Genomic DNA, 24208 nt, shown 5'->3' on the forward strand with positions numbered 1-24208 from the left:
GGGGCGGGGGTTCGACGCGCACCCCGGCCGTCCGGCGGGTCAACGCGGGCAGGTGCCCGGTGACCAGCCGCGACGTGCCATGCCGGAACGGGTGAACCCGGTCAGGCCCGAACGCGCCAGGGCGGGCGGCGAGCCCGCCGGCCGACCCCGGCCGGCCGCGGGTCAGCGACCGACCGGTCAGCGCGCCGCCGGTGACCGCCCCGCCCAGCGCCCCGGGGCTCAGCGACCGGCCGCGCAGCGACCGCGACCGGCGGCCGGTCCGCCGCGCCGACGTCCGCCCGCGAGGTCGACCGGCGGTTCCCTCTTCGGCCGCGCGGTCCTCGCGCTGTTCTCGGTCGCCGTGCTGCTGGGCACCGGCTACGGCTGGGCGAACTACACGGCGCTCACCGAGAAGATCACCAAGACCGACGTCATCAGCGCCGAGGGCGGCGGCGAGAAGCCCGCCGACGGCTCGGTCGACATCCTGATGGTCGGCATGGACAGCCGCACCGACGCCCAGGGCAACCCGCTGCCCCAGGAAATCCTGGACGAGCTGCACGCGGGCAACGAGAACGACGGCGGCCTGAACACCGACACGCTGATCCTGATGCACGTGCCGAACGACGGCGGCAAGGCGGTCGCGGTGTCGTTCCCGCGCGACTCCTACGTGCAGATCGCCGGCGGCTACGGCCGGCACAAGATCAACTCGGCGTACGGGTACGGCAAGAGCGAGGCGATCGCCGAGCTGGAGGGCAAGGGCGTCAGCGACCCGGCGCAGCTCGACGTGCAGTCCCGGCAGGGCGGCGCCAAGAACCTCATCGGCACCATCGAGGGCCTGACCGGCGTCACCATCGACCACTACGCCGAGATCAACCTGGTCGGGTTCTACGAGATCACCAAGGCCGTCGGCGGCGTGGACGTGTGCCTCAACCAGGCCACCCGCGACGACATGTCCGGCGCGAACTTCGCCGCCGGCCCGCAGCGGATCCAGGGCCGCGAGGCGCTGGCGTTCGTCCGGCAGCGGTACGGGCTGCTGCGCGGCGACCTCGACCGCATCGTGCGCCAGCAGGTGTTCATGGCGGGCCTGGCCAAGCAGATCCTGTCCGCGGGCACGCTGTCCGACCCCGGCAAGCTCAGCTCGCTGATCGACGCGCTGACCAAGTCGATCGTGCTGGACCAGGACTGGGACGTGCTGCGGTTCGCCAACCAGATGAAGGACCTGACCGGCGGCAACCTGACGTTCGAGACCATCCCGACCGGCAACCCCGAGCTGTCGACGCCCGAGGACGGCCTGGCCGTCGAGGTCGACCAGCGCGAGGTCAAGAAGTTCTTCAAGAACCTCAACGCCGACCCGAACGCGACGACCACCACCGCGCCCGCCATCGACCACGCCGCGGTCACCGTCGAGGTGCGCAACGCCTCCGGCTCGCCGGGGCTGGCGGGCCGGGTGCTCGACGCGCTGGTCGCCAAGGGGTTCACCAGCGGGGACACCGACAACGCCGCGCCCCTGGACACGTCCGTGGTGCGCTACGGCGTGGGCGGCGAGGCGGGCGCCGAGGCCGTCGCGGACGCGCTGGGCGGGTTGGAGCTGGAGCAGGACGACGACATCCCGGCCGGCCGCGCCAGGGTGTTCGTCGGCTCCGACTACTCCGGGCCGGGCACGCAGGGCCTGGTCGGCGCGCCGCTCGTCGGCCTGGACGGCGCGCGGCAGCAGCCGGGCACGACCACGACGACCGAGCCGCCCATCGCGGCGGACGGGGTGCGCTGCGTCAACTGACCGTCGACTCGGGGGGTAGTCACGTGGGGAGCTTCATCAGACGGCTGCGCTGGAAGCGGGTGCTGGTCGCGCTCGGGCTGCTGGCGGTGCTCGCGGTCACGCCGTGGGTGTGGGTGCAGACCAGCAGCGCCGGGTACCGGCACTCGGCGGCCGACGTCCCGGACGCGCCGGTGGCGCTGGTCCTTGGCGCGGGCCTGACCAGGGCGGGCACGCCGACGCCGTTCCTGGCGGGCCGGCTGGACGTGGCCGCCGACCTGCACCGGCGCGGCAAGGTCGAGGTGCTGCTGGTCAGCGGCGACAACAGCACCACCGAGTACGACGAGCCGAGCGCGATGCGCGCTTACCTGATCGGGAAGGGCGTGCCGGCGGACGTCGTGGTGGCCGACTACGCGGGGCTGGACACCTGGGACTCGTGCACGCGGGCGAAGCGGATCTTCGGCGTCGAGCGGGCGACCGTGGTGACCCAGGAGTTCCACCTGCCGCGCGCGGTGGCGCTGTGCCGCTCGGCGGGCATCGAGGCGTTCGGGGTCGGGCACGACACGTCCGGCCGGTGGTGGTCGACCACCGCCTACGGGCACTTCCGGGAGGGCGTCGCGGCGGGCAAGGCGATGTGGGACGGCCTGGTGGCCAAGCCGGACCCGCGGTTCCTCGGACCGCGCGAGGACGGCGTCACCAGTGCGCTCGAACGGCGTTGAAACTCTACTCTCGGTACCATTCGATTAGACTGATCGGGCGATAAATCGGACATCTCGCGTAAGCGATCGGCTTGTCGCGCTTTCCATCTGCGTGGGGTCTGCCGGGCCCCGGTGGACTGGAGGATCGACGGTGCAGATCGACACAGCGGCGTACCAGCGCGTGCTCGGTGATGAGCTCCGCAGCCTTCGCAAGCAGCGCGGATGGACCCGCAAGGAGCTCAACCGCCGGCTGCAGAGCGAGATCTCGCTGCAAACGCTGGCCACCTACGAACTGGGCACCCGCCAGTGCTCGGTGGTCCGCTTGGTGGAGATCTGCGTCGCCCTGGGAGTGCCGGCGCACCAGGTGCTGGCGCGGGTGCACGAACGGGTGTTCGGTGACGCACCGGCCGGGCACCTCGCGGTCGACCTGGCCACGGTCGTCGCCGACACGCGACCGCAACTGCTGCCGCTGCGCCGCTGGGCGCAGGGCAAGCTCGCGCACCTCGTCCCCGGCCAGCCGCCCGAGGTGCACCTCGACCTGCCCGCGCTGGAGTACATGGCGCAGTTGTGCCAGCTCAGCACGGTGGACCTGATCCGGACCCTGCGGGAGCTGGACAACCAGCGTCCCCGGTAGCATCGGGGTCCTCCCCCCTCCCCTGACGGACGCAGGAAGTCGCTTGCCGAACACTCCAGGTGCAGACCCAGGCCGCCTGCCGCTGCGCACCGCAGCCGCCGTGCGACTGGGCAACATGAGTTCGAAGCTGTCGCAGAAGATGGGTCTGGGCGCCGGTGGCATGATCGGCGGCCGGGTCGCGCTCCGCCTCGACCCGCAGGCGCTGGCGCACTTGACGTCCGGCCGCTCGGTCGCCCTGGTGACCGGGACCAACGGCAAGACCACCAGCACGATGATGCTCAGTCGCGCCGTGTCGTTCCTGGGCGAGGTCGCCACCAACCACGGCGGCGCGAACATGCCCGACGGGCACGTGACCGCGCTGTCCAAGCAGCCCGACGCGCCGTACGCGGTGCTGGAGGTCGACGAGGGGTACTTCCCCGAGGTCGTGCGGGCCGCGTCGCCCGCCGTGGCGGTGCTGCTCAACCTCAGCCGCGACCAGCTCGACCGGGTCGGCGAGGTGCGCACCATCGAGCGGTCGCTGCGCACGGCGCTCGGGTCGGTGACCGGGGTCGTGGTGGCCAACTGCGACGACATCATGGTCACGTCCGCGGCCCGCGACTGCGCCGACGTGGTGTGGGTCGCCACCGGGACGGGCTGGCACAACGACGCCGCCTCGTGCCCGCGCTGCGGCGACCCGATCCGCTGGGAGGGCGAGCACTGGCACTGCACCGGGTGCGACCTGGCCCGGCCGCGCCCGCAGTGGGTGACCGGCGACGGATACCTGGTCGCGCCCAACGGCGTGAAGGTCGAGCTGGCGCTGCGGCTGCCGGGCAAGTTCAACCAGGCCAACGCCGTGATGGCCACGGCCGCCGCGGTGGCGCTCGGCGTGCCCGTGGAGGAGGCCGTGCAGCGGTTGCGCGCGGTGTCCAACGTGGCCGGTCGGTACCGGACGATCCAGCGGTCCGGGCACCGGGCCCGGCTGCTGCTGTCCAAGAACCCGGCCGGGTGGAGCGAGACGCTGACCGTCGTGCGCGAGGCCGACCACCCCGCGGTGCTCGTGATCAACGCGCACGAGGCCGACGGGCGCGACCTGTCGTGGCTGTGGGACGTGCCGTTCGAGCGGCTGCGCGGGCGGCAGGTGATCGCGTCCGGTGAGCGGGCGACGGACCTGGCCGTGCGGCTGACCTACGCCGAGGTCGAGCACACGATCGTGCCGGACCCGCTGCTGGCGATCGACGCCATGCCGACCGGACCGGTCGAGGTCATCGCCAACTACACCGCATTCCGCGACCTGAACGCGAGGGCCGCCCAGTGAGCACCAGCAAGGTCCAGATCGCGCTCGTGCTGCCCGACCTGCTGGGCACGTACGGCGACTTCGGCAACGCGGTCGTGCTGGAGAAGCGGATGACGTGGCGGGGCATCTCCGCCGAGATCGTCACCATCCGGTTCGGCGAGCCGGTGCCGGAGTCGTGCGACATCTACGTGGTCGGCGGCGGTGAGGACACGGCGCAGACGTTGGCCGTGCGGCACCTGCGCGAGCACCCGGGCATGCAGCGGGCGGCGGCGCGCGGCGCGGTGATCCTCGGCGTGTGCGCGGGCATCCAGATCTTCGGCGAGTCGTTCACCCGGGCCGACCAGGTGACCCACCCCGGTCTCGGGCTGCTCGACTCGACGTCGCACGCGGGTGGCAGCCGGGCCATCGGCGAGGTCATCGCCACCCCGGCGGACGGCCTGTTCGAGGGCCTGCTGACCGGGTTCGAGAACCACCAGGGCCGAACCGTGCTGGGCCCGTCGGCCCGGCCGCTGGCGCACGTGAAGGTGGGCACCGGCAACGACGGCTCGGTGGAGGGCGCGGTCCAGGGCCGCATCCTGTGCACCTACCTGCACGGGCCCGTGCTGCCGCGCAACCCGCAGATCGCCGACCTGCTGATCGAGTGGGCGACGGGCGTCAAGCTGCGCCCCCTCGACCTGCCCGACGTGACGCGCCTGCGCGCCGAGCGCGCCAAGGCCGCCGGCGTCTCCACCTGACCGCGAACGCAGAACTCGGGGTACGCGAACGTTCGACTCGCGGGTCCTGAGTGTTCGACTCGCGCGAGTCGAACACTCACGTTTCGCGAGTCGAACGCTCAGGTACCCCGAGTTCTGCGTTCGGGATGGGTGTGGTGAGCGGTCAGGCGGGGATTCGGGTGCGGCGGGCGCGGGTCAGGGTGTAGTCCTCGGCGCGGACGGTCTTGGTGCGCATCCAGTAGCGCCAGGTGAAGCCGGGCCAGACGGTGCGGTTGACGCCCTGGGCGTCCAGGTACCAGCTCTTGCAGCCGCCCTCGGTCCACACGCCCTTGCGCAGCTTGCGGTGCAGCTCGCGGTTGAACCGGGCCTGCACGTCCGGCCGCACGTCCAGCTCGTCGGCGTGGTGGCGGTCCAGCAGCTGCAGGCACTGGCGGACGTACCGGATCTGCGACTCGATCATGAACACCACCGAGTTGTGCCCCAGGCCGGTGTTCGGGCCGAGCAGGAAGTACAGGTTCGGGAAGCCCGAGACGGTGATCCCGTAGTAGGTCTCGATCCCCTTCTCCCGCCACATCCCGGCCAGGTCGACCCCGCCCTTGCCGGTGATGTCCAGGTAGTCGAACGAGTCGACCACGTGGAACCCGGTGCCGTAGATGATCACGTCGACCTCGTGCTCGACGCCCGCCCGGTCGACCACGCCGTTCGCCCGCACCTCGGCGATGCCGTCGGTCACCAGCTCGACGTTCGGCCTGGTCAGCGCCGGGTAGTAGTCGTTGCTGATCAGCACCCGCTTGCAGCCCATGGTGTAGTCGGGCGTCAGCTTCGCCCGCAACGCCTCGTCCGGCACCTGGCTCCGCAGGTGCCGCTTGGCGATGTTCTGCGCGAACTCCATGATCTTCGGGTTCACCGCGAACCCCAGCGCGCTCGACTCACGCGTCCAGTACACGAAGTCCCGGTACAGCCGCTGCGTGAACGGCAGCGCGCGGAACAGCTTCTGCTCCCACGTGGTGATCCCCCGGTCCATCTTGGGCATGACCCACGGCGGCGTGCGCTGGAACAGCGTCAGCCGCCCGACCCGGTCGGCGATCCGGGGCACGAACTGGATCGCGCTCGCGCCCGTGCCGACCACCGCGACCCGCTTGCCGGTGAGGTCGTAGTCGTGGTCCCACTCGGCGGAGTGGAACGCCTTGCCCTCGAACCGCTCGATGCCCGGCAGCACGGGGATGTTCGGGATGTGCAGCGCGCCGACGCCCGCGACCACGGACTTCGCCGTGTACGTGTCGCCGTTCTCGGTGGAGACGTGCCAGACCTTCGCGTCCTCGTCCCACCGGGCGCCGCCGACCTTGCTGTCGAACCGGATGTGCTCGCGCAGCCGGTACTTCTCGGCCACCCGCTGGAGGTAGTCCCTGATCTCCGGCTGCCGGGCGAACATCCGCGACCAGCGCGGGTTCAGCTCGAACGAGTACGAGTACATGTGGGACGGGACGTCGCAGGCGCAGCCGGGGTAGGAGTTGTCCCGCCAGGTGCCACCGAGGTCGCTCGCCTTCTCCAGCACGACGAAGTCGCGCTCCCCGGTGCGCTTCAGCTCGATCGCCATGCCCAGGCCGGCGAAGCCCGTGCCGATGACCAGGACCTTCACCTCACGGTGCATGCCCGTCTCCTCCACGTTCGGCTGACATACCGGTCAGTAGGTTACTCGAAGTAAGTTACCTCCGGTAGTCTCGACTCGTGACCACCACCGAGCCGCGCCGCCGGCGGATGCCCAAGGCGCAGCGCAAGGCGCAGATGCTCGACGTCGCCGAGGTCGTCTTCGCCGAGCGCGGTTACCTGGCGGCGTCGATGGACGAGATCGCCGAACGGGTCGGGGTGTCCAAGCCGATGCTCTACGAGTACTTCGGCTCCAAGGAGGGCCTGCTCATCGGCTGCATCCACCGGGCCCGCACCGAACTGCTCGAACGCACGCAGCAGGCCGTCACGGGCGCGGACGGGCCGGAGGAGGTGCTGCGCCGCGGCCTGACGGCGTTCTTCGAGTTCATCGCCGAGCACAAGCAGTCGTGGTCCCTGCTGCGCCAGGAGGCGGCGATCACCGTGCCCTCCGCGGTCGAGGAGGTCGAGGGCATCCGGCGGCAGCAGACCGACCTGATCGCGGCCGTGATCGGGAGCTTCGACTCCGACATCGACCCGGTGGAGGCCGAGGCGTTCGCCGAGATCGTGGTCGGCTCGACCGAGCGGTTGGCGCTGTGGTGCGAGCGCAGGCCCGAGGTGGGGCCCGCGCTCGCGACCCGTTACGTCATGGAGGTCGTCTGGCGGGGCGTGGCCGGCAGGCTCAGCCCGGTCAGGCCCGCCGACGGCGGCTGACCAGCAGCAGGCCCGCGCCGGACAGCAGCAGCGCCAGCCCGCCGACCCCCACCCACAGCGGCGTGGCGCCCGTGCGGGCCAACGCCGGGCGCTCGGACCGCGGCGGCGCCTTCGGCACGACGGCGGCGCTCGTGCCGAGCACGCCGGACGTGGTGGCGGTGGCCGACGTGCCGGCGACGTCCGTGGTCGTGGTCGTCGCGGAGGTCGCGGACGTGCCCGCCACGTCGGTCGTCGTCGTGGTCGCCTGGGTCGACGTGCCCGCCGACGTGGTCGTGGGCGACACGTCGGTCGTGGTGTGGCAAGGCGGGTCGCCGCGCTCCTGCCGGTCCTCCTCCTCGCACACGTCACCCCTGGGCGTCTGCTCGCTCCACCCGCCCGGCACGTCGGGCGCCGGCCACGGCGAGTCGGCCAGCGCGACCCCCGGTGTGGCCAGCAGCCCCAGCGCCAGGCACACCGCAACGGTCGTTCGACGGCTCATCAGGTCCTCCCGGACTAACTGCGTTGGTCTGAACGGCCTATCGAACACCCAGCGCTCCGCGTTACCGAACGCGCACCCTCCGTGGCAGCCGAGAGGTAAGCCATTCGAGTGGAGAAGACCGCCCGACAGCCGCACCCGATAGCCGGGACCACGAGCTGATCACGATAGAACCAGGTCAGATGGGAGCAAGACGTCCGACGGAAGGCCGATCATGATCACTCTGCCCATCACCGCGAACTACCGGCGCGCAGGCGACGACTGGGAGGTGACGGTGCGCGCCGACGGTCAGGAGCTCGACGCCACCGCGCCCGGCCTCATCGCGGCCAGGCTGGCGGCCGACCAGCTGGTGGACGAGATCGCGGCCGGGTTCGCCAAGCGGGCCGTCGTGCACATGCTGGACGGCGACGCGTTCGCGTTCTCGGTGGCGTACCTGCACACCCGCGCGGGCCTGGCGCCGCCGGCAAGGGGGTGAACCCGAAGCCGCGCCACGCGTGAGCCGGCTTCCGGAGCCTGCGTTCGGCGTGCCGCGGCCTAGGATGTCCGGCCAAAGGCGACAGGAGCGCAGAGATGGCCACACCGGTGTTCAGCGGGGCGACTCGGACCCCGCAACGAGGTAGACCGAGAGACGCCAGCCGGGACGACGCGTTGCGGCAAGCCGCGCTGGAGGTGATGGCCGAAGTCGGGTACCGCGCGCTGACGATGGACGCCGTCGCGGCGCGCGCCCGGGCCGGCAAGGCGACCATCTACCGGCGGTGGGAGTCCAAGCTGGACCTGGTGATCGACACGTGCACCCAGTTGGCGCAGCGCAACCTGGCCGAGCCGGACACCGGCACGCTGGCGGGCGACCTGCGCGAGTTCCTGAGCGCGTTCGCCGCGTTCCTGTCCGGCCCGATCGGCAAGGCCGCGCAGGCGCTGGTCGGCGAACTGCCGCACGAGCCCGAGCTGGCCACGGCGTTCCGCGACACGTTCCTCATCGCCCAGCGCAACGTGCTGCGCCACATCCTGGACCGCGCCGACGAACGCGGCGAGCTGCGGCCGGACGCGCCGCGCGGCATGGCGGTGGAGATCGCCGGCGCGGCCCTCATCTACCGGTTGATGCTCACCGGTGACCCCTTGGACCTCGCCTTCGTCGACCGCGTGGTCGACCAGGTGCTGATGCCCCTCGTCGCCGAGGGGCAGTAGCGCACCTCCGGCTCCGCGGTCAGCGGAACAGCTTGCGCAGCAAGGCGAACCCGACGAGCACGGCCACCGCGATCAGCGAGTACCGGATCTTGGGTTCGTCGAGCTTCGCGCGCACGCTCTCCTTGCCGGACTCGACGAAGCGCTGGGGGTTCGCCCTGGTCCCCAGCTCGTCCAGGGTCGCCGCCAGCGCGTTGCGAGCCTGCTCGATCTCGCGCTGGATGGTGTCGGGGTCGCGGGCCACAATTCCTCCTAGCTGCGGTCTGACCTCAACCGTAGTGGAGGGAGGTCGGCCGGGCGGGCCCAACCCGGCGACGGGTGCGGTGTCCCTCGACACCGGGCCGCCGCACCCTGCCGATAAGCTGACCCACGCCGGGCTCGTAGCCCAATTGGCAGAGGCACACGGTTTAGGTCCGTGCCAGTGAGAGTTCGAGTCTCTCCGAGCCCACGTCACCGGCGGTCCCTCGGCGGCGTCCGCCGAGGGTCGCTCAACCCGTGTAGCGCAGGACTTCGAGCATCGACTGCGGGTCGACCGCGGCCGGGTCCGGCTCCTCGCAGGCGGCCAGGGCGGCGCGGGTCGCGTCGACGTCCAGGCCCGCGCCGATGAGCACCAGCTCGGTGCGGCGCGGTCCCGGCCAGGCCGAGCGCTCGAACCGCAGGAACGCGCCGACGGTGTGCAGGCCGAACCGCTGCCGGTGGCCGGGCACGTCGAACCGGACGAAGCCCTTGATCCGGTACAGCCCCTCGGGGCGGGCGTCGAGGAACGCCATGAGCCGCACCGGGTCCATCGCGCCGCCGGTGAACTCGACGCTGTCGTAGCGCACGTGGTCGTGCTCTTCCTCCACCAGGTCCTCGAAGGACAGCTGGCCGTGCCGCTCGCGCGGCCGCGGGTCGAACAGCAGCGCCGGGTCCACCGCGCCGAACGTCGACCGCACCACGGGCACGCCGGGCTTGAGCCGGTCGACCTCCTCGACCAGCGCCGACGCGTCGGCCACCCGGTCGACCTTGTTCAGCACCACCAGGTCCGCCACCCGCAGGTGCCGGGCCAGGTCGTCGGGGAACTCGGCGGCGTCGACCAGCAGCACGAGGCCGCCGTAGGTCAGGCGCGGGTTCTCGCTCGCCAGCACCATGCGCGCCATGGCCTGCGGCTCGGCCAGGCCGCTGGCCTCGATCACGATCACGTCGACCAGCGGGGCGAGCTTGGCGAGCATGGCGTCGAGCTCGCTGACGTCGATCGCGCAGCACAGGCAGCCGTTGCTCAGCGAGACGGTGGAGTCGACCTGGCCGGCCACGCTCATCGCGTCGACGCCGATGGCGCCGAAGTCGTTGACCACGACGCCGACCCTGGTGCCGCGACTGCCGGCCAGCAGGTGGTTGAGCAGCGTGGTCTTGCCGGAGCCGAGGAACCCCGCCACCACGATCACCGGGATCCGCTTCACGCCGAGCGATCCTACGTGCCGGCCATGAGCGCGATGAACTGCTCCATGGCCGCGGTCACGGCGGGCTCGTCGTCGGTGGCGACCAGGTCGAGCAGCAGGCCGCGGGTGACGGCCAGGCCGAGCCGGGCGCGGGCCAGCGCGACCTCGGGCGGGTGGCCGCGGGCGCGCTCGGCGGCGGCCACCGGTTCCAGCCAGTCGGTGACGATGCCGTCCAGCAGCGCGGTCGTGCCCGGACGGCCCTGCGCCGCCTGGGCGTACAGCTCGAAGAACAGCCGCTCGTGGGCGCGCAGCGCCGGGTCGGTCAGCACCCGCCAGAACGCGCGCGCGGCCTCGGCGGGGTCGTCGGCCGGCAGGGCCGCCAGCACGGCCCGCTGCTTCGCCTCGACCGCCCGGACGACCTCGACCAGCAGGCCCTCCATCGAGCCGAAGTGGTAGAGGAGCATCCGGTGGCTGGTGCCCACCGCCTCGGCCAGCCGGCGCAGGCTCACCTCGCCCAGGCCGTGCCCGGCCAGGTGCTCGACCACGGCGGTGAGCAGGCGTTGCCTGGACGTCCCTTGTCCTGCCATGTACCGGATGGTACATGTACCACATGGTACAGAGAGTGGACGTCCGAGTGCGCAGTTCCGCGCCGCCGGAACGGGTTTACCGGCTGGTGGCGGACAGTTCGACGTGGCCCGAGTGGTCGCCCGTGGTGCGGTACGAGCGGGAACGCGCCGGTGACGCGTATGGGGTCGGCGAAGTCCGGGTATTCAAGAACAAAGGCCGCAAGTCGCTCACGAGGGAGGAGGTCGTCGAACTGACGCCGAACCGGCGGGTGGGCTACGTCCTGCTGTCCGGGCTCGCGATCCGCGACTACCGGGCGTTCATCGACCTCGCGCCGGACGGCGGCGGGACGACGATCCACTGGCACTCGTCGTTCGAGCCCAGGACGCGGGGCACGGGCGGGCTCTACCGCTTGCTGCTCCAGGCCGTGCTCTCGCGCTACGCCAACGGCCTGGCGGCGCACGCCGCACGTTGACCGTCGCCCGGGGACTGGGGTTTTCCGCACCCCGGCTGTGCGGCCGGCTTCATGGTGGCGACCTCGGCGCGTTCGTACGGTGGAACCATGGATGTCGTCTCGTGGGTGACCGACCTGATGGAAACGCTCGGCGCGCCCGGCGCCGGGATCGCGATCGCGTTGGAGAACCTGTTCCCGCCCCTGCCGAGCGAGCTGTTCCTGCCGCTGGCCGGGTTCACCGCCAGCCAGGGCAAGATGAACCTGTTCGCGGCGATCCTGTGGACCACCACCGGGTCGGTCGCGGGCGCGCTGGCGCTGTACTACCTGGGCGCGGTGCTCGGCCGTGACCGGATCAGGGCCATCGCGCAGCGGGTACCGCTGGTGAAGGTGTCCGACGTGGACAAGACCGAGGACTGGTTCGCCCGGCACGGGAAGGCGACGGTGTTCTTCGGCCGGATGGTGCCGGTCTTCCGCAGCCTCATCTCCATCCCGGCGGGCGTCGAGCGCATGCCGCTGCCCGGGTTCCTGCTGCTCACCGCGGCGGGCAGCCTGATCTGGAACACCGCGCTGATCCTCGCGGGCTACGTGCTCGGCGAGAACTACCACCTGGTCGACCAGTACCTCGGCGTTGTCACGAAGGTCGTCATCGGCCTGGTGGTGCTGGCCCTCGGCTGGTTCGTGGTGTCGCGGCTCAAGCAGCGGAACAAGGAGCCGGACGAGGAGAAGGACGAGGAGGCTCAGGCCCGCAGGTAGCGCAGGATCGCCAGCACCCGCCTGCTGTAGCCGTCCACACCGGACAGGCCGAGCTTGTCGAAGATCGAGTTGATGTGCTTCTCCACCGCGCTGCGCGAGACGTGCAGCCGGGACGCGATCGCGTCGTTCGTGTGGCCCTCGGCCATGTGCGCCAGCACCTGGCGCTCCCGCTCGGTCAGCACGTCCAGCGGGTGGCTCGTGCGCGCCAGCAGCCGCCGCACCACCTCCGGGTCGAACGCCACGTCACCCGCGCCGACCCGGCGCAGCGCGTCCAGGAACTCCTCCACCTGGACCACCCGGTCCTTGAGCAGGTAGCCCACGCCGTCGGCGTGCCCGGTGAGCAGGTCGACGGCGTAGCGCTGCTCGACGTACTGCGACAGCACCAGCACGCCGACGCCGGGGAACCGCCTGCGGATCTCCAGCGCGGCCCTCAGGCCCTCGTCGGAGTTGGTCGGCGGCATCCGCACGTCGGTCACCACGACGTCCGGCCGGTGCTCGGCGACCGCGCTGAGCAGCGCTTCCGCGTCGCCGACGGCGGCGGGCACCTCGTGCCCCTCCTCGACCAGCAGCCGCACCAGGCCCTCGCGCAGCAGCGTCGAGTCCTCGGCCAGGATCACCCGCACGGCACCTCCGCGGTGATCACCGTGGGTCCGCCCGCCGGGCTGGTCACGTCGAACGCGCCGTCCAGCGCGAGCACCCGCCGGGACAGGCCGGCCAACCCGCCGCCGGCCGGGTCCGCGCCGCCGACGCCGTCGTCCGCGACCCGCACCCGCACCGCGCCCGCCTCCTCGGTGACGTCCACGCCGATCATGGTCGCACCCGAGTGCTTGGCCGCGTTCGTCACCGCCTCGCACACCACGAAGTACACCGCCGTCTCCACCGACGGCTCGGCGCGCAGCGGCGCGCACCGGATGCGCACCGGGATCGCCGAGCGGTCCGCCACCGCCTCCAGCGCGTCGACCAGGCCCAACGAGTCCAGCGCCGCCGGGTAGACCCGCCAGGCGACCTCGCGCAGGTCGTCCAGCACGTGCCGGGACTCCTCGTGCGCCTGCGCCAGCAGGTCGTCGGCGTGCTCGGGGTGGCGGCGGGCCCGGCCGAGCAGCACGCCCAGCGCCACCAGCCGCTGCTGCACGCCGTCGTGCAGGTCCCGCTCGATGCGCCTGCGCTCGGCGTCCACGGCCGCCACGATGCCCGCCCGGCTCGCGGCCAGCTCGTCGATGCGCAGGCGCAGCAGCTCGGCCTCGCTCGGGCCGAGCCAACGGCGGGCGACCCTGCCCTCCAGCGCGACCACGCCGATGATGCCCTGCACCTCGATGTAGAGCAGGACCAGGCCGATCAAGCCGGTCCACAGGAACGCGGTCAAGCCGTCGGACGGGTCCAAGCCGCTGCGCGGGCCGCCGGCGAACAGCCGGTACACCACGATCACGCCCATCGCGAGGCCGTAGAACAGCCAGGCCAGCACGAACCCGCCGAACAGCCCGACCGGCGCGCGGACGGCCAGGTAGCGCACCGCCCGCTCCCTGGTCGGCTCGGCGCTCTCGATCCCGAACCAGAACCGCAGCCGCCGCCGTTCGAGCTCGGCGACCGCGACGGTCGAACCCCGGGCGAACGCCACGACCAGCAGATCCAGCAGCGCCGTCAGGAAGCCGAGCAACAGTCCGGCAACGGCGCGCAACCCCCTGTGCACCTGGTCGAGGTTAGTCGACCCGATTGTGCTATTGGCCGAGCGCACATCCGCTACCGAGGATTTGAGACGTGGGCACAATTGCGGTCATAGGTGCAGGTCAGGCGGGTCTCGTATTGTCAGCGGCGCTGTTGCGCGCCGGATGGCAGGTCACCCTCTACTCCGATCGGACGGCGGAGGAGCACCTGGCGGACCGGGGCAGGCCGACCGCCTGCCTGTTCGGCGACCAGGTCGAGTACGAGGCCGAGCTGGGCCTGGACTTCTGGCCGCAGGCGTCCCCGATGCGGCGCATCCACCTCGACCTGTTCACCGACGACCGCTCGCTGGCGTTCTCCGTCGACGCGCCGCTGCGCAAGCCCGCGCTGGCGGTCGACCAGCGGCTGAAGTTCTCCGCGGGGCTGCGCGAGGTCGAGTCGCGCGGCGCGTCGGTGGTGATCGGCGCGGTCACGGTCGACCGGTTGGACCAGCTGGCGGCGGAGCACGACCTGGTCGTCGTCACGGCCGGGCACCGGTCGCTGACCGGCCTGTTCGAGCGCGACCCGGCCCGGTCGGTGCACTCCGAGCCGCAGCGCAACCTGTTCTCGATGAACATCCACGGGTACGACATGGCGGCCCGGCCCGAGCACCGGGAGGGCGTGTTCTCGTTCCTGCCCGGCACGGTCGAGATCTTCTGGGTCCCGTTCTTCGACAAGGACGTCGGCGAGTCGCGCAGCATCGTGGTGGAGGCGGCGCCGGGCGGCCGGGCCGACCGGTTCGGCGACGTGACCTCGGGCGACGAGGGCCTGGCCGTGCTGAAGTCCGTGGTGGACGACCTGCTGCCGCACGAGTCGGCGTTCCTGCGGCCCGCGCTCCCGGCCAGCCAGGTGACCTGGATCAAGGGCCAGGTCGTGCCGGTGGTGCGCAAGCCGGTGGCCGTGCTGCCGTCCGGGCGGCACGTGCTCGGCCTCGGCGACGCGGTCGTGCTGAACGACCCGCTGGCCGGCCAGGGCGCCAACAACGCCACCCGGATGGCCCGGTTCTTCGCCGCCGAGCTGGCCGCGCACGACGGCCCGTTCACCGCGTCGTGGCTGTCCGAGCGGTTCGACGAGTGGTGGGAGCACGGCCGCTACACCAACGACTTCTCCAACGGCCTGCTCGCGCCGCTGACCGACGCGCAGAAGCAGGTGCTGCTCGCCGCGTCGCGGCGGGAGGACATCGGCGAGCAGCTGTGGGAGGGCTTCAACGACCCGTCGTCGCTGTTCCCGTGGTTCTTCGACGCGGCGGCGACCAGGGAGTTCCTGGCGCGGCGCGACATCGGGCAGCTCGACGTGCTGCGGTACAAGCTGGGCGTCGGGGTGAACCTGCTGGCCCAGAAGGCGTCCCGGCTGTTCAAGCGGCCCGTCGGCGGGACAGCGACTCCCTGATCGCGCGCGCCGCCGCCCGACCGGCCCGCGTCGCGCCGACCGTGCTGGCCGACGGGCCGTAGCCGACGAGGTGCACGCGCGGGTCGGCGACGACCGCGGTGCCGTCGAGCCGGATGCCGCCACCGGGTCCGCGCAGGCGCAGCGGCGCCAGGTGGTCGAGCGCGGCGCGGAACCCCGTCGCCCACAGGATGGCGTCGGCCCGCTCGCGCGTGCCGTCGGACCAGATCACGCCGTCCTCGGTGATCCGGTCGAACACCGGCCTGCGGTCGAGCACGCCGGCGCTCAGGGCCGCGCGGACGGCCGGCGTGAGGCTCAGGCCGGTCACGCTGACCACGCTGCGCGGCGGCAGGCCCCGGCGGACGCGCTCCTCCACCTGGGCGACCACCGCCCGGCCCAGTTCCGGGGTGAACGGCCGGTCGGAGAACTCCGGCTCGCGGCGGGTCACCCAGGTGGTGGCGGCGGCGTGCCCGGCGATCTCCAGCAGCTGCTGCACCGCGGACGTGCCGCCGCCGACCACGACCACGCGCTGCCCGGCGAACTCCGCCGGCCCCCGGTACTGCGACGAGTGCAGCTGACGACCGGCGAACAGCTCCTGGCCGGGGTAGCGGGGCCAGAACGGCCGCGTCCACGTGCCGGTCGCGTTCACCAGCGCTTCCGCCTCCCAGGCGCCGCTGTCGGTCTCGACGCGCAGCAGGCCGCCGAGGTCGCGGACGGCGCGCACCCGCACCGGGCGGCGCACCTCGATGCCGTTGCGGCGCTCGAAGTCGGCGAAGTAGGCGGGCAGGACCTCGTTGGCGGGCGCGGCCGGGTCCGGCTCGGCGAACGGCATGCCCGGCAGGTCGTGGATGCCGTGCACGGTCGCCATCCGCAGGGTCGGCCAGCGGTGCCGCCACGCGCCCCCCGGCCCCGCCTCGGCGTCCAGCACGACGTGGTCGAGGTTCGCGCGGCCGAGGGAGTACGCCGCGGACAGCCCCGCTTGACCTGCGCCGATGACCACCACGTCCATACCACCGTCAACGCCGGCGCGGCGCCGGTCGCTTCCCGGTGTCGGAACGGTCACACCAGGAAGGCATCGGGGGTCTTCGGCGTTGGTCGAAGTCATGAGTCGACTTCGCGACGTGCCGCTGTCCGCCCTCGACCTCGCCACGGTCACCACGGCCACGGACACGCGCACGGCCCTGAGGCACACGCGCGAGCTGGCCCAGCACGTCGAACGGCTCGGGTTCACCCGGTTCTGGCTGGCCGAGCACCACAACATGCCCGGCGTCGCCAGCTCCTCCCCCGCGATCCTGATCGGCCACGTCGCCGACGCCACCACGACGCTGCGGGTCGGCTCCGGCGGCGTGATGCTGCCCAACCACCCGCCGCTGGTCGTCGCCGAGCAGTTCGGCACGCTGTCCGCCCTGCACCCCGGCCGCATCGACCTCGGCATCGGCCGCGCGCCCGGCACCGACCAGCGCACCGCCCAGGCGCTGCGCCGCACCACCGGCCCGCTGTCGGTGGACGACTTCCCGCAGCAGCTCGGCGAGCTGACCGGCTACTTCGACGGGACCGAGGAACTGCTGGCGATGCCCGCCGTCGGCAACAAGCCGGACGTGTTCCTGCTCGGGTCCAGCGGGTACAGCGCGCAGGTCGCGGGCCTGCTCGGGCTGCCGTTCGCGTTCGCCCACCACTTCAGCGCCGAGAACACGCTGCCCGCGCTGGCCCTGTACCGCGAGCGGTTCCGGCCGTCCGAGCGGCTGGCGGAGCCGTACGCGCTGGTCTGCGCCTCGGTGATCGTCGCCGACACCGACGAGCGGGCCAACCGGATCGCCGGACCCGGCGCGCTGGCGTTCGTGAAGCTGCGCAGCGGGCGGCCCGGCCCCCTGGCCACCGACCAGGAAGCCGCCGACTACCCCTACACCGACGTCGAGCGGCTGATCTTCGAGGACCGGATCGCGTCGCAGGTCATCGGCTCGCCGCGGACCGTCGAGGCCGGGCTGGAGCGGCTGCTGGAGGACACGCGGGCCGATGAGCTGATGGTGACGACGATGGTCGCCGAGCAGGCGGACCGGCTCCACTCTTACGAGCTGTTGGCCGAGTTGGCCGGCCGTTCACCCGCTCTGGACTCATCCATTCGGGTGAAGACCGAAGTATAGGTGTAGCGGTTCCGAGACGGAGCGCGATGATCGTAGTGGAGCGCGCACGCCCCCCGACGCGCTCCCCAAACTTCCGGGCCACGCCCGGAGCTCGGCCGCCGCCGACCCGCGTGGGCGCCCGCCAGGTGTGGCGCCGCCCACGCGGGCAGCCGCGCGTCATCACGGGTTGGCCACAAGCGCGCACCAGGTGCGAATCAAGGCACTGAATCGGTCCCCGAGCACCCCCCGGCACCGTCATGGTGGTGGCAGTCGCAGTCAAGCCCACCGCCGGGGCGGGAAGGGGAGGTTCGTGAAGTTCGCCAGACTGGCCGCTGCTGCTTGCCTGGGCCTGGCGATGGCGGGATGTGCGGAGCACCCGGACGTTCCCACGCCTCCCGAGCCCTCCGCGGTGGCCAAGCAGGCCGCCGAAGCGCCGGCGTCGTCCTCGTTCACCTCGTTCGGCGCGCAGCGGGTGTGGTCCAACGGCATGGCCATCACCGTGTCGCCGCCCACCTCGCTCAAGCCGAGCGACACGTCCTTCCCGCAGTCACCGCGGGCCGCGGTGTTCACGTTGACCCTGGTCAACGGGACCAAGGCGGCCTACCGGACCAGCCAGCTGTCGGTCCGCGCGCTGGTCGCCGGCCAGCCCGCGGCCGAAGTGCACGACTCCGTGCAGGGGCTGAACGGTGTCGGCGCCGCCGTCAACGAGGTCGCGCCGGGCGCGGAAACCGTGCTGACCGTGGCGTTCGCCGTGCCCGCCGACCCGGTGCGGCTGCAGCTCGTGGTCGAGCCGAACGGCGCCAACCAGGAGCCGAGCGCGACGTTCGAGGGCGTCGCCTGACCTTGTAGCGTCTGCGGGCATGACCGAGCAGAAGCGCCTGGCACCGGGCGACAAGGCCCCGGCGTTCACGCTGCCCGACAGCGAGGGCAAGCCCGTCTCGCTTTCCGACTACCTCGGCCGCTCCGTGGTCGTCTACTTCTACCCGGCCGCCGGCACGCCGGGCTGCACCAAGCAGGCGTGCGACTTCCGCGACAACCTGGGCGAGCTGGCCTCGTCGGGCTACGAGGTCGTCGGCATCTCGCCGGACAAGCCCGCGAAACTGGCGAAGTTCGTCGAGGAGGAGGGCCTGACCTTCCCGCTGCTGTCCGACGTCGACCGCTCGGTGCTGGCCGAGTGGGGCGCGTTCGGGGAGAAGCAGAACTACGGCAGGACCGTCATGGGCGTGATCCGCTCGACGTTCCTGGTCGACCCCGAGGGCAACGTGAAGAAGGCCATGTACAACGTGCGCGCGACCGGCCACGTCGCCAAGCTGCTGCGCGAACTGCCCGCCTGATCACCCGTCCGCCCGATTGCCGCCTCCCCTCCCCTGCCCGAACCCGTCGGGACGGGCGGGGAGGGTGTCATCTACGGCTGAGCCAGCTCGCGCAGGTGCGGCAGCAGGAGGCGCAGGGCGCGGCCCCGGTGGGAGATCTCGTCCTTCTGGTCCGGGGTCAGCTCGGCGGAGGTGACGTCGTGGCCCTCCGGCTGGAAGATCGGGTCGTAGCCGAAGCCGTTCGTGCCGCGCGGCTCGCGGGTGATGGCGCCGCGCCACTCGCCGCGCACGACGGTCTCGTTGCCCGGTCCCGCCACGAACGCCGCCGTGCAGACGAACGCCCCACCGCGCCGCTCGTCCGGGACGTCGCGGAGCTGGCCCAGCACCAGGTCCAGGTTGGCCTGGTCGTTGCCGTGGACGCCGGACCAGCGGGCCGACAGCACGCCCGGCATGCCGTTCAGCGCGTCGATGGCGATGCCCGAGTCGTCCGCGACCGACGGCAGCCCCGTGGCGTTGAACGCGTCACGGGCCTTCGCCAGGGCGTTGCCCTCGAACGTCGGGTCGGTCTCCGGCGCCTCCGGGAACTCCGGCACGTCGTCCAGGCCCAGCACCTCGATCCCGTCCAGCCCCTCGGCCAGCAGGATCCGGCGCAGCTCGCCGAGCTTCTTCTTGTTCCGCGACGCGAGCAGCAGCTTCACCTCTTCCTCGCCTTCGGCTCGGGCAGCACGCCGGGGTACGGCAGGGCCAGCGCCTCCGCCTGGATCCGGTTGAGCTGCGCGCAACCCGCCAGGGCCAGGTCGAGCATCTTGTCCAGCGTCGACCGCGCGAACGTCGCGCCCTCGCCGGTGCCCTGCACCTCGATCAGCGTGCCGGCGTCCGTGGCGACGACGTTCATGTCGACCTCGGCGCGCGAGTCCTCCTCGTACGGCAGGTCGAGGCGCACGCGGCCGTCCACGACGCCGACCGACACCGCCGACACGGCGCACGAGAGCGGCTGGGGGTCGGCCAGCCGGCCGGCCGCGCCGAGCCACGTCACGGCGTCGGCCAGGGCGACGTACGCGCCGGTGATGGCGGCGGTGCGGGTGCCGCCGTCGGCCTGGATGACGTCGCAGTCGATGACGATCGTGTTCTCGCCGAGCGCGGCCAGGTCGATGCACGCGCGCAGCGATCGCCCGATCAGTCGGCTGATCTCGTGCGTGCGTCCCCCGATCCGGCCCTTGACCGACTCGCGGTCGCTGCGGGTGTGCGTGGCGGACGGCAGCATCGCGTACTCGGCGGTCACCCAACCGAGACCCGAGCCGGAGCGCCAGCGCGGCACGCCCTCGGTCACGCTGGCCGCGCACAACACCCGCGTGTTGCCGAACTCGATCAGCACCGACCCCGCTGGCCACTGCTGGAAGCCGCGGGTGATCCGGATGTCGCGCAGTACGTCGTCGTTCCTGCCATCGGTCCTCAGCACGGCACTACCCTATGTCGCTGAACCCGGGAGCGACCCACCGGCGTAGGGAGAGGCATGGCACTCGCAGACGACCTGGTGACGATCTTCGGTCTACCCGCGCACCCGCTGCTGGTCCACGCGGTGGTGGTGCTGCTCCCGCTGGCCGCGGCGGGCGCCGCCGCGATGGCCGTGGTGCCGCGGTGGCGGCAGCGCTACGCGTGGCCGCTGCTGGGCGTGACGGTCCTGGCGGTCGGCTCGGTGCCGCTGGCGCAGTGGGCGGGCGACCAGCTCTACGCGCGGCTGGCGTCGCTGGAGAACCCGCTGATCCAGCGGCACGCGGACCTGGGCAACGACCTGCTGCCGTTCGCGCTGGGCTTCGGCGTCGTGGTCGTGGCGCTCCTCGTCGCGGGCCGGCTGGCCGACCGCGAACGCGCCGCCGCCACCGACGACCCGGCCGTGCCGAAGACGTGGCGCCGGATCGCCGTGGTGGTGGCCGTCCTGGTCATCGCCGCCGGCGCCGCCGCCACCGTCCAGACCGTCCGCATCGGCCACAGCGGCTCCACCGCCGTCTGGGACGGCATCGCCACCACCTGACCCCCGCCGCGAGTCGAACGCTCACGTCCCGCGAGTCGAACATTCAGGACCCTCGAATTCAACGCTCGCGTACCGGGGCGGCACATTGCCACCGGCCTCGAATGTTCAACTCGGGGGTCCTGAGCGTTCGACACGCGGGACGTGAGCGTTCGACTCGCGGGGTCAGGTGGGGAGGGTGAGGGGGGTCGGTGGGGTGGACTTCAGGGTGCGGGTGACGGTGCACAGCTGGTCGATGGCGCGGCGGACGGTGGTTTCGAGGGCCGTGCGCTGGGCCTCGGTCAGCTGGGAGATGTCGTAGGCCAGGTCGACCGGGACGCTCGTCAGCGAGTTCCCGTCCGCCGAGCGGACGTCGTCCGCGCGCGCCACCAGGTCACCCTCGACCCGCCGCGTCACCAGCGTCTCCACCGTCACCGCCGCGCAACCGGCCGCCGCCGCGAGCAGCAGCTCCACCGGCGTGAACGCGCCCTCGGCGCCCTTCCGACCGACGCGCACCGAGGCGCCCCGGTCGTTCGTCGCCACGAAGTCGTGCTCACCGACCCGACGCACCTCGACGTTCGACACGCCACCGACGCTAGTCGATCCGGTCCGCCGTGGCTGCCGCGATCTTGCGCACGTAGTCGATGTCACCGCAGTCGTCGGCCAGCCGGCTCTGCCGGATCTCGGTGAACAGCTCCCCCAGCTCGGCCCGCCGCTCGTCCGGCACCTCCGACCGCGCGTCGTTGAGGATCGTCCGCTCCTCCTCGTCCACGTGGTGGTTGAGCGCCTGGACCAGCTCCTCCAGCTTGTCCTCCCACTCCTCGGACGCGGTGTCGGAGACCTCCATCAGCGCCAGCAGCGCCTGGTGGCCCTCGGCGTGCTCCTCGGCGCCATGGTCGACCTCGGCGTTGTCGACCTCCTTGTACCGCTTGAGCGCCGGGTACACCTCGGACTCCTCGGCCTCGGCGTGCGCCACCAGCAGCGCCGCCAGCTCGCCCAGCAGCGTCGCCCGGTCGGACTCGCGGTCGCGCAGCCCGCGGAACAGCTCCTCGAACTTGCGGTGGTCGGCCAGGATCAGCTCGACGACATCAGTTGCCATGGCCGCCGATTACCCGGACCACCGGTTCGTCAACCGCGTAGGTGTCGCCCTGGCTGACCACCTCAACGGGCCCGCTGAACGCGCTGCGCGCCTCGGCCAGCACGGCGGCGCGGTCGGTCCACGGCGCGACGTGCGTGAGCAGCAGCCGCCCGACACCGCCCTCCGCCGCCGCCTGCCCCGCCTGCACGCCCGACAGGTGCCTGCCGGTGGGCCGGTCGTCGGCGTGCGTCCACGTCGCCTCGGACAGCAGCACGTCGACGTCCCGCGCCAGCACGCCCAACGCCTCGCACGGCCCGGTGTCGCCGGTGTACGCCAGGGTGGCGTTCTCGGTGGCGATGCGGAACCCGTACGACTCGCCGGGGTGGTCGACCCGGACGGCGGTGATCTCGAACGGCCCGACGCGGGTCACCTCCTCCCCCAGGGCGTGGAACTCGAACACGTCGCTGAGGTCGGTGGTGAGCAGTTCGTCGGCCGTCTCGGCGTACGCGCGGGCGAACCGGTCGGCGGTCTCCGCCGGCCCGTGCACGGGCAGCCGGCGTTCACGCGTGTCGTGCGGCGGATGGGTGTGGTACCGGCGCGTGACGGTGAGCGTGGTGAAGTCCGCGCAGTGGTCCGGGTGCAGGTGCGAGAACAGCAGGGCGTCCAGCGAGAACGGGTCGTGGAGCTCCTGGAGCGCGGCCAGCACCCCGCTGCCCAGCTCGATCGCGAGCCGGCAGCCATCCGCCTCGACGAGGTAGCCGGATGCGGGCCCGTGTGGTCCCGGCAGGCTGCCCGAGCAGCCGAGGATGGTCAACAGCACCCGTGGAGCGTGCCAGGTCAGCCGTGGGCTTGGAAGGACGCCCTGTCCAGCCCCGGCAGGAACCGGCGCGCGAGCCTGGCGAACGGCTCCACCGGTCCCGTGCAGCTGAACCGCTGGTCGGGGTCGCCGGAGCGGAACTCGTCGCGCTCGGTCAGCACCCGCACGACGTCCTTCACGGTCTCCTCGGCGCTGGAGACGAGCGTCACCCCGTCACCCATCACGATCTGCAGCACGCCGGTCAGCAGCGGGTAGTGCGTGCAGCCGAGGACGAGCGTGTCGACCTCGGCCCGCTGCAACGGTTCCAGGTACGCCTGCGCCATGCCGAGGACCTGCCGGCCGGACGTGGTGCCGCGCTCCACGAAGTCCACGAACCGGGGGCACGCGACCGCCGTGACCTCGACGTCCCGCGCGGCGGCGAACGCGTCCTGGTACGCGCCGGAGTTGACCGTGCCGAGCGTGCCGATGACGCCCACGCGGCCGGTGCGGGTGGTGGCGACGGCCCGGCGCACGGCGGGCAGCACGACCTCGATCACCGGGATGTCGTACCGCTCGCGAGCGTCGCGCAGGCACGCCGCCGACGCCGTGTTGCACGCGATGACCAGCATCTTCGCCCCGTCGGCCACCAGCCGGTCGGTCACTTCGAGGGCGTACTCCCGCGCCCGCGCGATGGGCAGCGGGCCGTACGGGCAGTGGACCGTGTCGCCGACGTACCGGATCCGCTCCTCGGGCAGCTGGTCCATGATCGCCCGGGCGACGGTCAGGCCGCCGACCCCGGAGTCGAAGATCCCGATGGGGGAATCGGCGGTGACGGTCACGCGTTCAGCGTAGTGCGGGCGCCCTTCGCGGCGTCCCTGGCGGCGTCACGGGCGACGCCCCACGCCGCCAGCACGCCGCCGAGCGCGCCGAACAGGTGGCCTTCCCAGGAGATGCCGGGCTGGCCGGGCAGCACGCCCCACAGCGCCGCGCCGTAGATCGCGAAGACCACGACCGCCAGCACGATCTGCAGCGCGCTGCGCGCGAAGATGCCGCGCACCAGCAGGAACACCAGGAAGCCGAACACCAGCCCGGACGCGCCGATGTGGCTGCCGTACGAGCCGAACAGCCACACGCCCAGACCGCTGGTCAACCAGATGACGGCGGTGATCTGCAGGAACTGCCTGATGCCGCCGGACGTCGCCAGGTAGGCCAGCACGAGCAGCGGCACGGCGTTGCCGGTCAGGTGGGTCCAGTCGCCGTGCAGCAGCGGGTACCAGAGGATGTTGTCCCACTCGCCGAAGTCGCGCGGGATCACGCCGTCGTCGTCCCACCGGCCGCCGAGGACGGTGTCGACCGCCTCCACGACGTAGAGCAGGCCGACGAAGGCCAGCACCACCACCGCCGACAGCACGGGCCGGGGCGGCACGACGCGCTTGGCCGGCGACTTGGCGGCTCTGGCCGGCTTGGGCGCGGCAACCACCGGCTCTGGCGTCGGCGGGGTGAACGGGCCGGTGGGTTCCACGGGTCCAGGTTACGCGCGGGACAGCCGTTCGAG

At 72.3% G+C, this 24208-nt stretch carries 30 protein-coding genes and 1 tRNA gene; 16 read left to right on the forward strand and 15 right to left on the reverse strand.

From position 1 onward, the window contains the following. The first annotated feature begins 79 nt into the window (after window positions 1-79). The 5 genes from AB0F89_RS01165 (at window position 80) to AB0F89_RS01185 (ending at window position 5071) form a co-directional block, all read left to right on the forward strand. Window positions 80-1756 (forward strand): LCP family protein, encoded by a 1677-nt coding sequence (locus AB0F89_RS01165; RefSeq protein WP_367131659.1) that lies wholly within the window; start codon window positions 80-82, stop codon window positions 1754-1756. A gap of 23 nt (window positions 1757-1779) precedes the next feature. Continuing rightward, window positions 1780-2451, forward strand: a complete 672-nt coding sequence (locus AB0F89_RS01170; protein ID WP_367131660.1) for a vancomycin high temperature exclusion protein — start codon at window positions 1780-1782, stop codon at window positions 2449-2451. Between the two features lie 130 nt (window positions 2452-2581). Then, entirely contained in the window at window positions 2582-3064 is a 483-nt protein-coding gene (locus tag AB0F89_RS01175) for a helix-turn-helix domain-containing protein (RefSeq protein WP_367131662.1), read from the forward strand. A 115-nt stretch (window positions 3065-3179) separates the two neighbouring features. Further along, window positions 3180-4358, forward strand: a complete 1179-nt coding sequence (locus AB0F89_RS01180; RefSeq protein WP_367131664.1) for a MurT ligase domain-containing protein — start codon at window positions 3180-3182, stop codon at window positions 4356-4358. Then, a complete protein-coding gene (locus AB0F89_RS01185) occupies window positions 4355-5071 on the forward strand; it encodes a type 1 glutamine amidotransferase (RefSeq protein WP_367131666.1) in 717 nt (238 codons plus the stop codon). The genes AB0F89_RS01180 and AB0F89_RS01185 overlap by 4 nt, the downstream gene beginning before the upstream one ends. Before the next feature lie 142 nt (window positions 5072-5213). Here the strand turns inward: AB0F89_RS01185 and AB0F89_RS01190 are convergent, their stop codons facing one another. After that, the gene (locus AB0F89_RS01190; protein ID WP_367131668.1) at window positions 5214-6701 is read right to left on the reverse strand and encodes a flavin-containing monooxygenase; all 1488 of its coding nucleotides are present in this window, start codon (window positions 6699-6701) and stop codon (window positions 5214-5216) included. 77 nt (window positions 6702-6778) lie between these two features. Between AB0F89_RS01190 and AB0F89_RS01195 the strand changes: the two genes are divergently transcribed. After that, the gene (locus AB0F89_RS01195; protein WP_367131670.1) at window positions 6779-7408 is read left to right on the forward strand and encodes a TetR/AcrR family transcriptional regulator; all 630 of its coding nucleotides are present in this window, start codon (window positions 6779-6781) and stop codon (window positions 7406-7408) included. On the opposite strand, the gene AB0F89_RS01200 is transcribed toward AB0F89_RS01195, so the two are convergent. After that, the gene (locus AB0F89_RS01200; RefSeq protein WP_367131672.1) at window positions 7386-7886 is read right to left on the reverse strand and encodes an LPXTG cell wall anchor domain-containing protein; all 501 of its coding nucleotides are present in this window, start codon (window positions 7884-7886) and stop codon (window positions 7386-7388) included. The genes AB0F89_RS01195 and AB0F89_RS01200 overlap by 23 nt on opposite strands. A 211-nt stretch (window positions 7887-8097) precedes the next feature. On the opposite strand from AB0F89_RS01200, the gene AB0F89_RS01205 reads away from it, so the two are divergent. Further along, the gene (locus tag AB0F89_RS01205) at window positions 8098-8358 is read left to right on the forward strand and encodes a hypothetical protein (protein ID WP_367131674.1); all 261 of its coding nucleotides are present in this window, start codon (window positions 8098-8100) and stop codon (window positions 8356-8358) included. A gap of 95 nt (window positions 8359-8453) precedes the next feature. After that, a complete protein-coding gene (locus AB0F89_RS01210) occupies window positions 8454-9068 on the forward strand; it encodes a TetR/AcrR family transcriptional regulator (protein ID WP_367131675.1) in 615 nt (204 codons plus the stop codon). A gap of 19 nt (window positions 9069-9087) precedes the next feature. Here AB0F89_RS01210 and AB0F89_RS01215 read toward each other — a convergent pair whose 3' ends face one another. Further along, window positions 9088-9309 carry a DUF3618 domain-containing protein gene (locus tag AB0F89_RS01215; RefSeq protein WP_367131677.1) on the reverse strand — a complete coding sequence of 74 codons (222 nt, stop codon included), beginning with the start codon at window positions 9307-9309 and terminating at the stop codon, window positions 9088-9090. Between the two features lie 130 nt (window positions 9310-9439). Here AB0F89_RS01215 and AB0F89_RS01220 point away from each other — a divergent pair. Then, window positions 9440-9513, forward strand: a tRNA-Leu gene (locus AB0F89_RS01220). Window positions 9514-9553: 40 nt separating this feature from the next. Here AB0F89_RS01220 and AB0F89_RS01225 read toward each other — a convergent pair. Both AB0F89_RS01225 and AB0F89_RS01230 read right to left on the reverse strand, forming a co-directional pair. Further along, window positions 9554-10504 (reverse strand): GTP-binding protein, encoded by a 951-nt coding sequence (locus tag AB0F89_RS01225; RefSeq protein WP_367131678.1) that lies wholly within the window; start codon window positions 10502-10504, stop codon window positions 9554-9556. Between the two features lie 11 nt (window positions 10505-10515). Next, window positions 10516-11070 carry a TetR/AcrR family transcriptional regulator gene (locus tag AB0F89_RS01230; protein ID WP_367131680.1) on the reverse strand — a complete coding sequence of 185 codons (555 nt, stop codon included), beginning with the start codon at window positions 11068-11070 and terminating at the stop codon, window positions 10516-10518. A 35-nt stretch (window positions 11071-11105) separates the two neighbouring features. Between AB0F89_RS01230 and AB0F89_RS01235 the strand changes: the two genes are divergently transcribed. Together AB0F89_RS01235 and AB0F89_RS01240 are read left to right on the forward strand one after the other, a co-directional pair. Then, complete coding sequence (locus AB0F89_RS01235; RefSeq protein WP_367131682.1) at window positions 11106-11522, forward strand: SRPBCC family protein; 417 nt, start codon at window positions 11106-11108, stop codon at window positions 11520-11522. A gap of 87 nt (window positions 11523-11609) precedes the next feature. Next, window positions 11610-12254, forward strand: coding sequence for a DedA family protein (locus AB0F89_RS01240; protein ID WP_367131684.1), 645 nt, complete (start codon window positions 11610-11612; stop codon window positions 12252-12254). Here the strand turns inward: AB0F89_RS01240 and AB0F89_RS01245 are convergent. Together AB0F89_RS01245 and AB0F89_RS01250 are read right to left on the reverse strand one after the other, a co-directional pair. Then, complete coding sequence (locus AB0F89_RS01245; RefSeq protein WP_367131686.1) at window positions 12239-12877, reverse strand: response regulator; 639 nt, start codon at window positions 12875-12877, stop codon at window positions 12239-12241. The two genes, AB0F89_RS01240 and AB0F89_RS01245, sit on opposite strands and share 16 nt — an antisense overlap. Beyond that, window positions 12868-13941 carry a sensor histidine kinase gene (locus tag AB0F89_RS01250; RefSeq protein WP_367131688.1) on the reverse strand — a complete coding sequence of 358 codons (1074 nt, stop codon included), beginning with the start codon at window positions 13939-13941 and terminating at the stop codon, window positions 12868-12870. Before AB0F89_RS01250 ends, AB0F89_RS01245 begins: the two co-directional genes overlap by 10 nt. A 113-nt stretch (window positions 13942-14054) precedes the next feature. Here AB0F89_RS01250 and AB0F89_RS01255 point away from each other — a divergent pair, with 113 nt between their 5' ends. After that, a complete protein-coding gene (locus tag AB0F89_RS01255; RefSeq protein WP_367131690.1) occupies window positions 14055-15341 on the forward strand; it encodes a styrene monooxygenase/indole monooxygenase family protein in 1287 nt (428 codons plus the stop codon). On the opposite strand, the gene AB0F89_RS01260 is transcribed toward AB0F89_RS01255, so the two are convergent. Next, window positions 15307-16347 (reverse strand): NAD(P)-binding domain-containing protein, encoded by a 1041-nt coding sequence (locus AB0F89_RS01260; protein ID WP_367131692.1) that lies wholly within the window; start codon window positions 16345-16347, stop codon window positions 15307-15309. The genes AB0F89_RS01255 and AB0F89_RS01260 overlap by 35 nt on opposite strands. 94 nt (window positions 16348-16441) lie before the next feature. On the opposite strand from AB0F89_RS01260, the gene AB0F89_RS01265 reads away from it, so the two are divergent. The 3 genes from AB0F89_RS01265 to bcp all read left to right on the forward strand — a co-directional run bounded on the left by AB0F89_RS01265 (window position 16442) and on the right by bcp (window position 18792). Further along, entirely contained in the window at window positions 16442-17479 is a 1038-nt protein-coding gene (locus tag AB0F89_RS01265) for an LLM class flavin-dependent oxidoreductase (RefSeq protein WP_367131694.1), read from the forward strand. Between the two features lie 289 nt (window positions 17480-17768). Next, on the forward strand, window positions 17769-18299 hold the full coding sequence (locus AB0F89_RS01270; protein WP_367131696.1) for a hypothetical protein: 531 nt from the start codon (window positions 17769-17771) through the stop codon (window positions 18297-18299). A 19-nt stretch (window positions 18300-18318) separates the two neighbouring features. After that, on the forward strand, window positions 18319-18792 hold the full coding sequence (gene bcp, locus AB0F89_RS01275; protein ID WP_367131698.1) for a thioredoxin-dependent thiol peroxidase: 474 nt from the start codon (window positions 18319-18321) through the stop codon (window positions 18790-18792). 71 nt (window positions 18793-18863) lie between these two features. Here the strand turns inward: bcp and rdgB are convergent, their stop codons facing one another. Then, window positions 18864-19469, reverse strand: coding sequence for an RdgB/HAM1 family non-canonical purine NTP pyrophosphatase (rdgB, locus tag AB0F89_RS01280; RefSeq protein ID WP_367131700.1), 606 nt, complete (start codon window positions 19467-19469; stop codon window positions 18864-18866). Further along, window positions 19466-20230: a ribonuclease PH gene (gene rph / locus AB0F89_RS01285; RefSeq protein WP_367131702.1), complete on the reverse strand. Its 765-nt coding sequence runs from the start codon at window positions 20228-20230 to the stop codon at window positions 19466-19468. The genes rdgB and rph overlap by 4 nt, the downstream gene beginning before the upstream one ends. A gap of 54 nt (window positions 20231-20284) precedes the next feature. On the opposite strand from rph, the gene AB0F89_RS01290 reads away from it, so the two are divergent. After that, window positions 20285-20803: a DUF2231 domain-containing protein gene (locus AB0F89_RS01290; protein WP_367131704.1), complete on the forward strand. Its 519-nt coding sequence runs from the start codon at window positions 20285-20287 to the stop codon at window positions 20801-20803. A gap of 162 nt (window positions 20804-20965) precedes the next feature. Here AB0F89_RS01290 and AB0F89_RS01295 read toward each other — a convergent pair whose 3' ends face one another. From AB0F89_RS01295 to AB0F89_RS01315, 5 genes are read right to left on the reverse strand one after another with little or no spacing between them, the layout of a single operon-like run. Further along, on the reverse strand, window positions 20966-21364 hold the full coding sequence (locus tag AB0F89_RS01295; protein ID WP_367131706.1) for an OsmC family protein: 399 nt from the start codon (window positions 21362-21364) through the stop codon (window positions 20966-20968). 10 nt (window positions 21365-21374) lie between these two features. Continuing rightward, the gene (locus AB0F89_RS01300; RefSeq protein WP_367131708.1) at window positions 21375-21878 is read right to left on the reverse strand and encodes a hemerythrin domain-containing protein; all 504 of its coding nucleotides are present in this window, start codon (window positions 21876-21878) and stop codon (window positions 21375-21377) included. Further along, on the reverse strand, window positions 21868-22677 hold the full coding sequence (locus AB0F89_RS01305; protein WP_367131710.1) for an MBL fold metallo-hydrolase: 810 nt from the start codon (window positions 22675-22677) through the stop codon (window positions 21868-21870). Before AB0F89_RS01305 ends, AB0F89_RS01300 begins: the two co-directional genes overlap by 11 nt. Before the next feature lie 17 nt (window positions 22678-22694). Then, window positions 22695-23492 (reverse strand): glutamate racemase, encoded by a 798-nt coding sequence (gene murI, locus AB0F89_RS01310; RefSeq protein WP_367131711.1) that lies wholly within the window; start codon window positions 23490-23492, stop codon window positions 22695-22697. After that, window positions 23489-24133 (reverse strand): rhomboid family intramembrane serine protease, encoded by a 645-nt coding sequence (locus AB0F89_RS01315; RefSeq protein WP_367138644.1) that lies wholly within the window; start codon window positions 24131-24133, stop codon window positions 23489-23491. The genes murI and AB0F89_RS01315 overlap by 4 nt, the downstream gene beginning before the upstream one ends. Window positions 24134-24208 lie beyond the last annotated feature (75 nt).

It is taken from the genome of Saccharothrix sp. HUAS TT1, from assembly GCF_040744945.1.
In the GTDB taxonomy this organism is placed as follows: Bacteria; Actinomycetota; Actinomycetes; order Mycobacteriales; family Pseudonocardiaceae; genus Actinosynnema.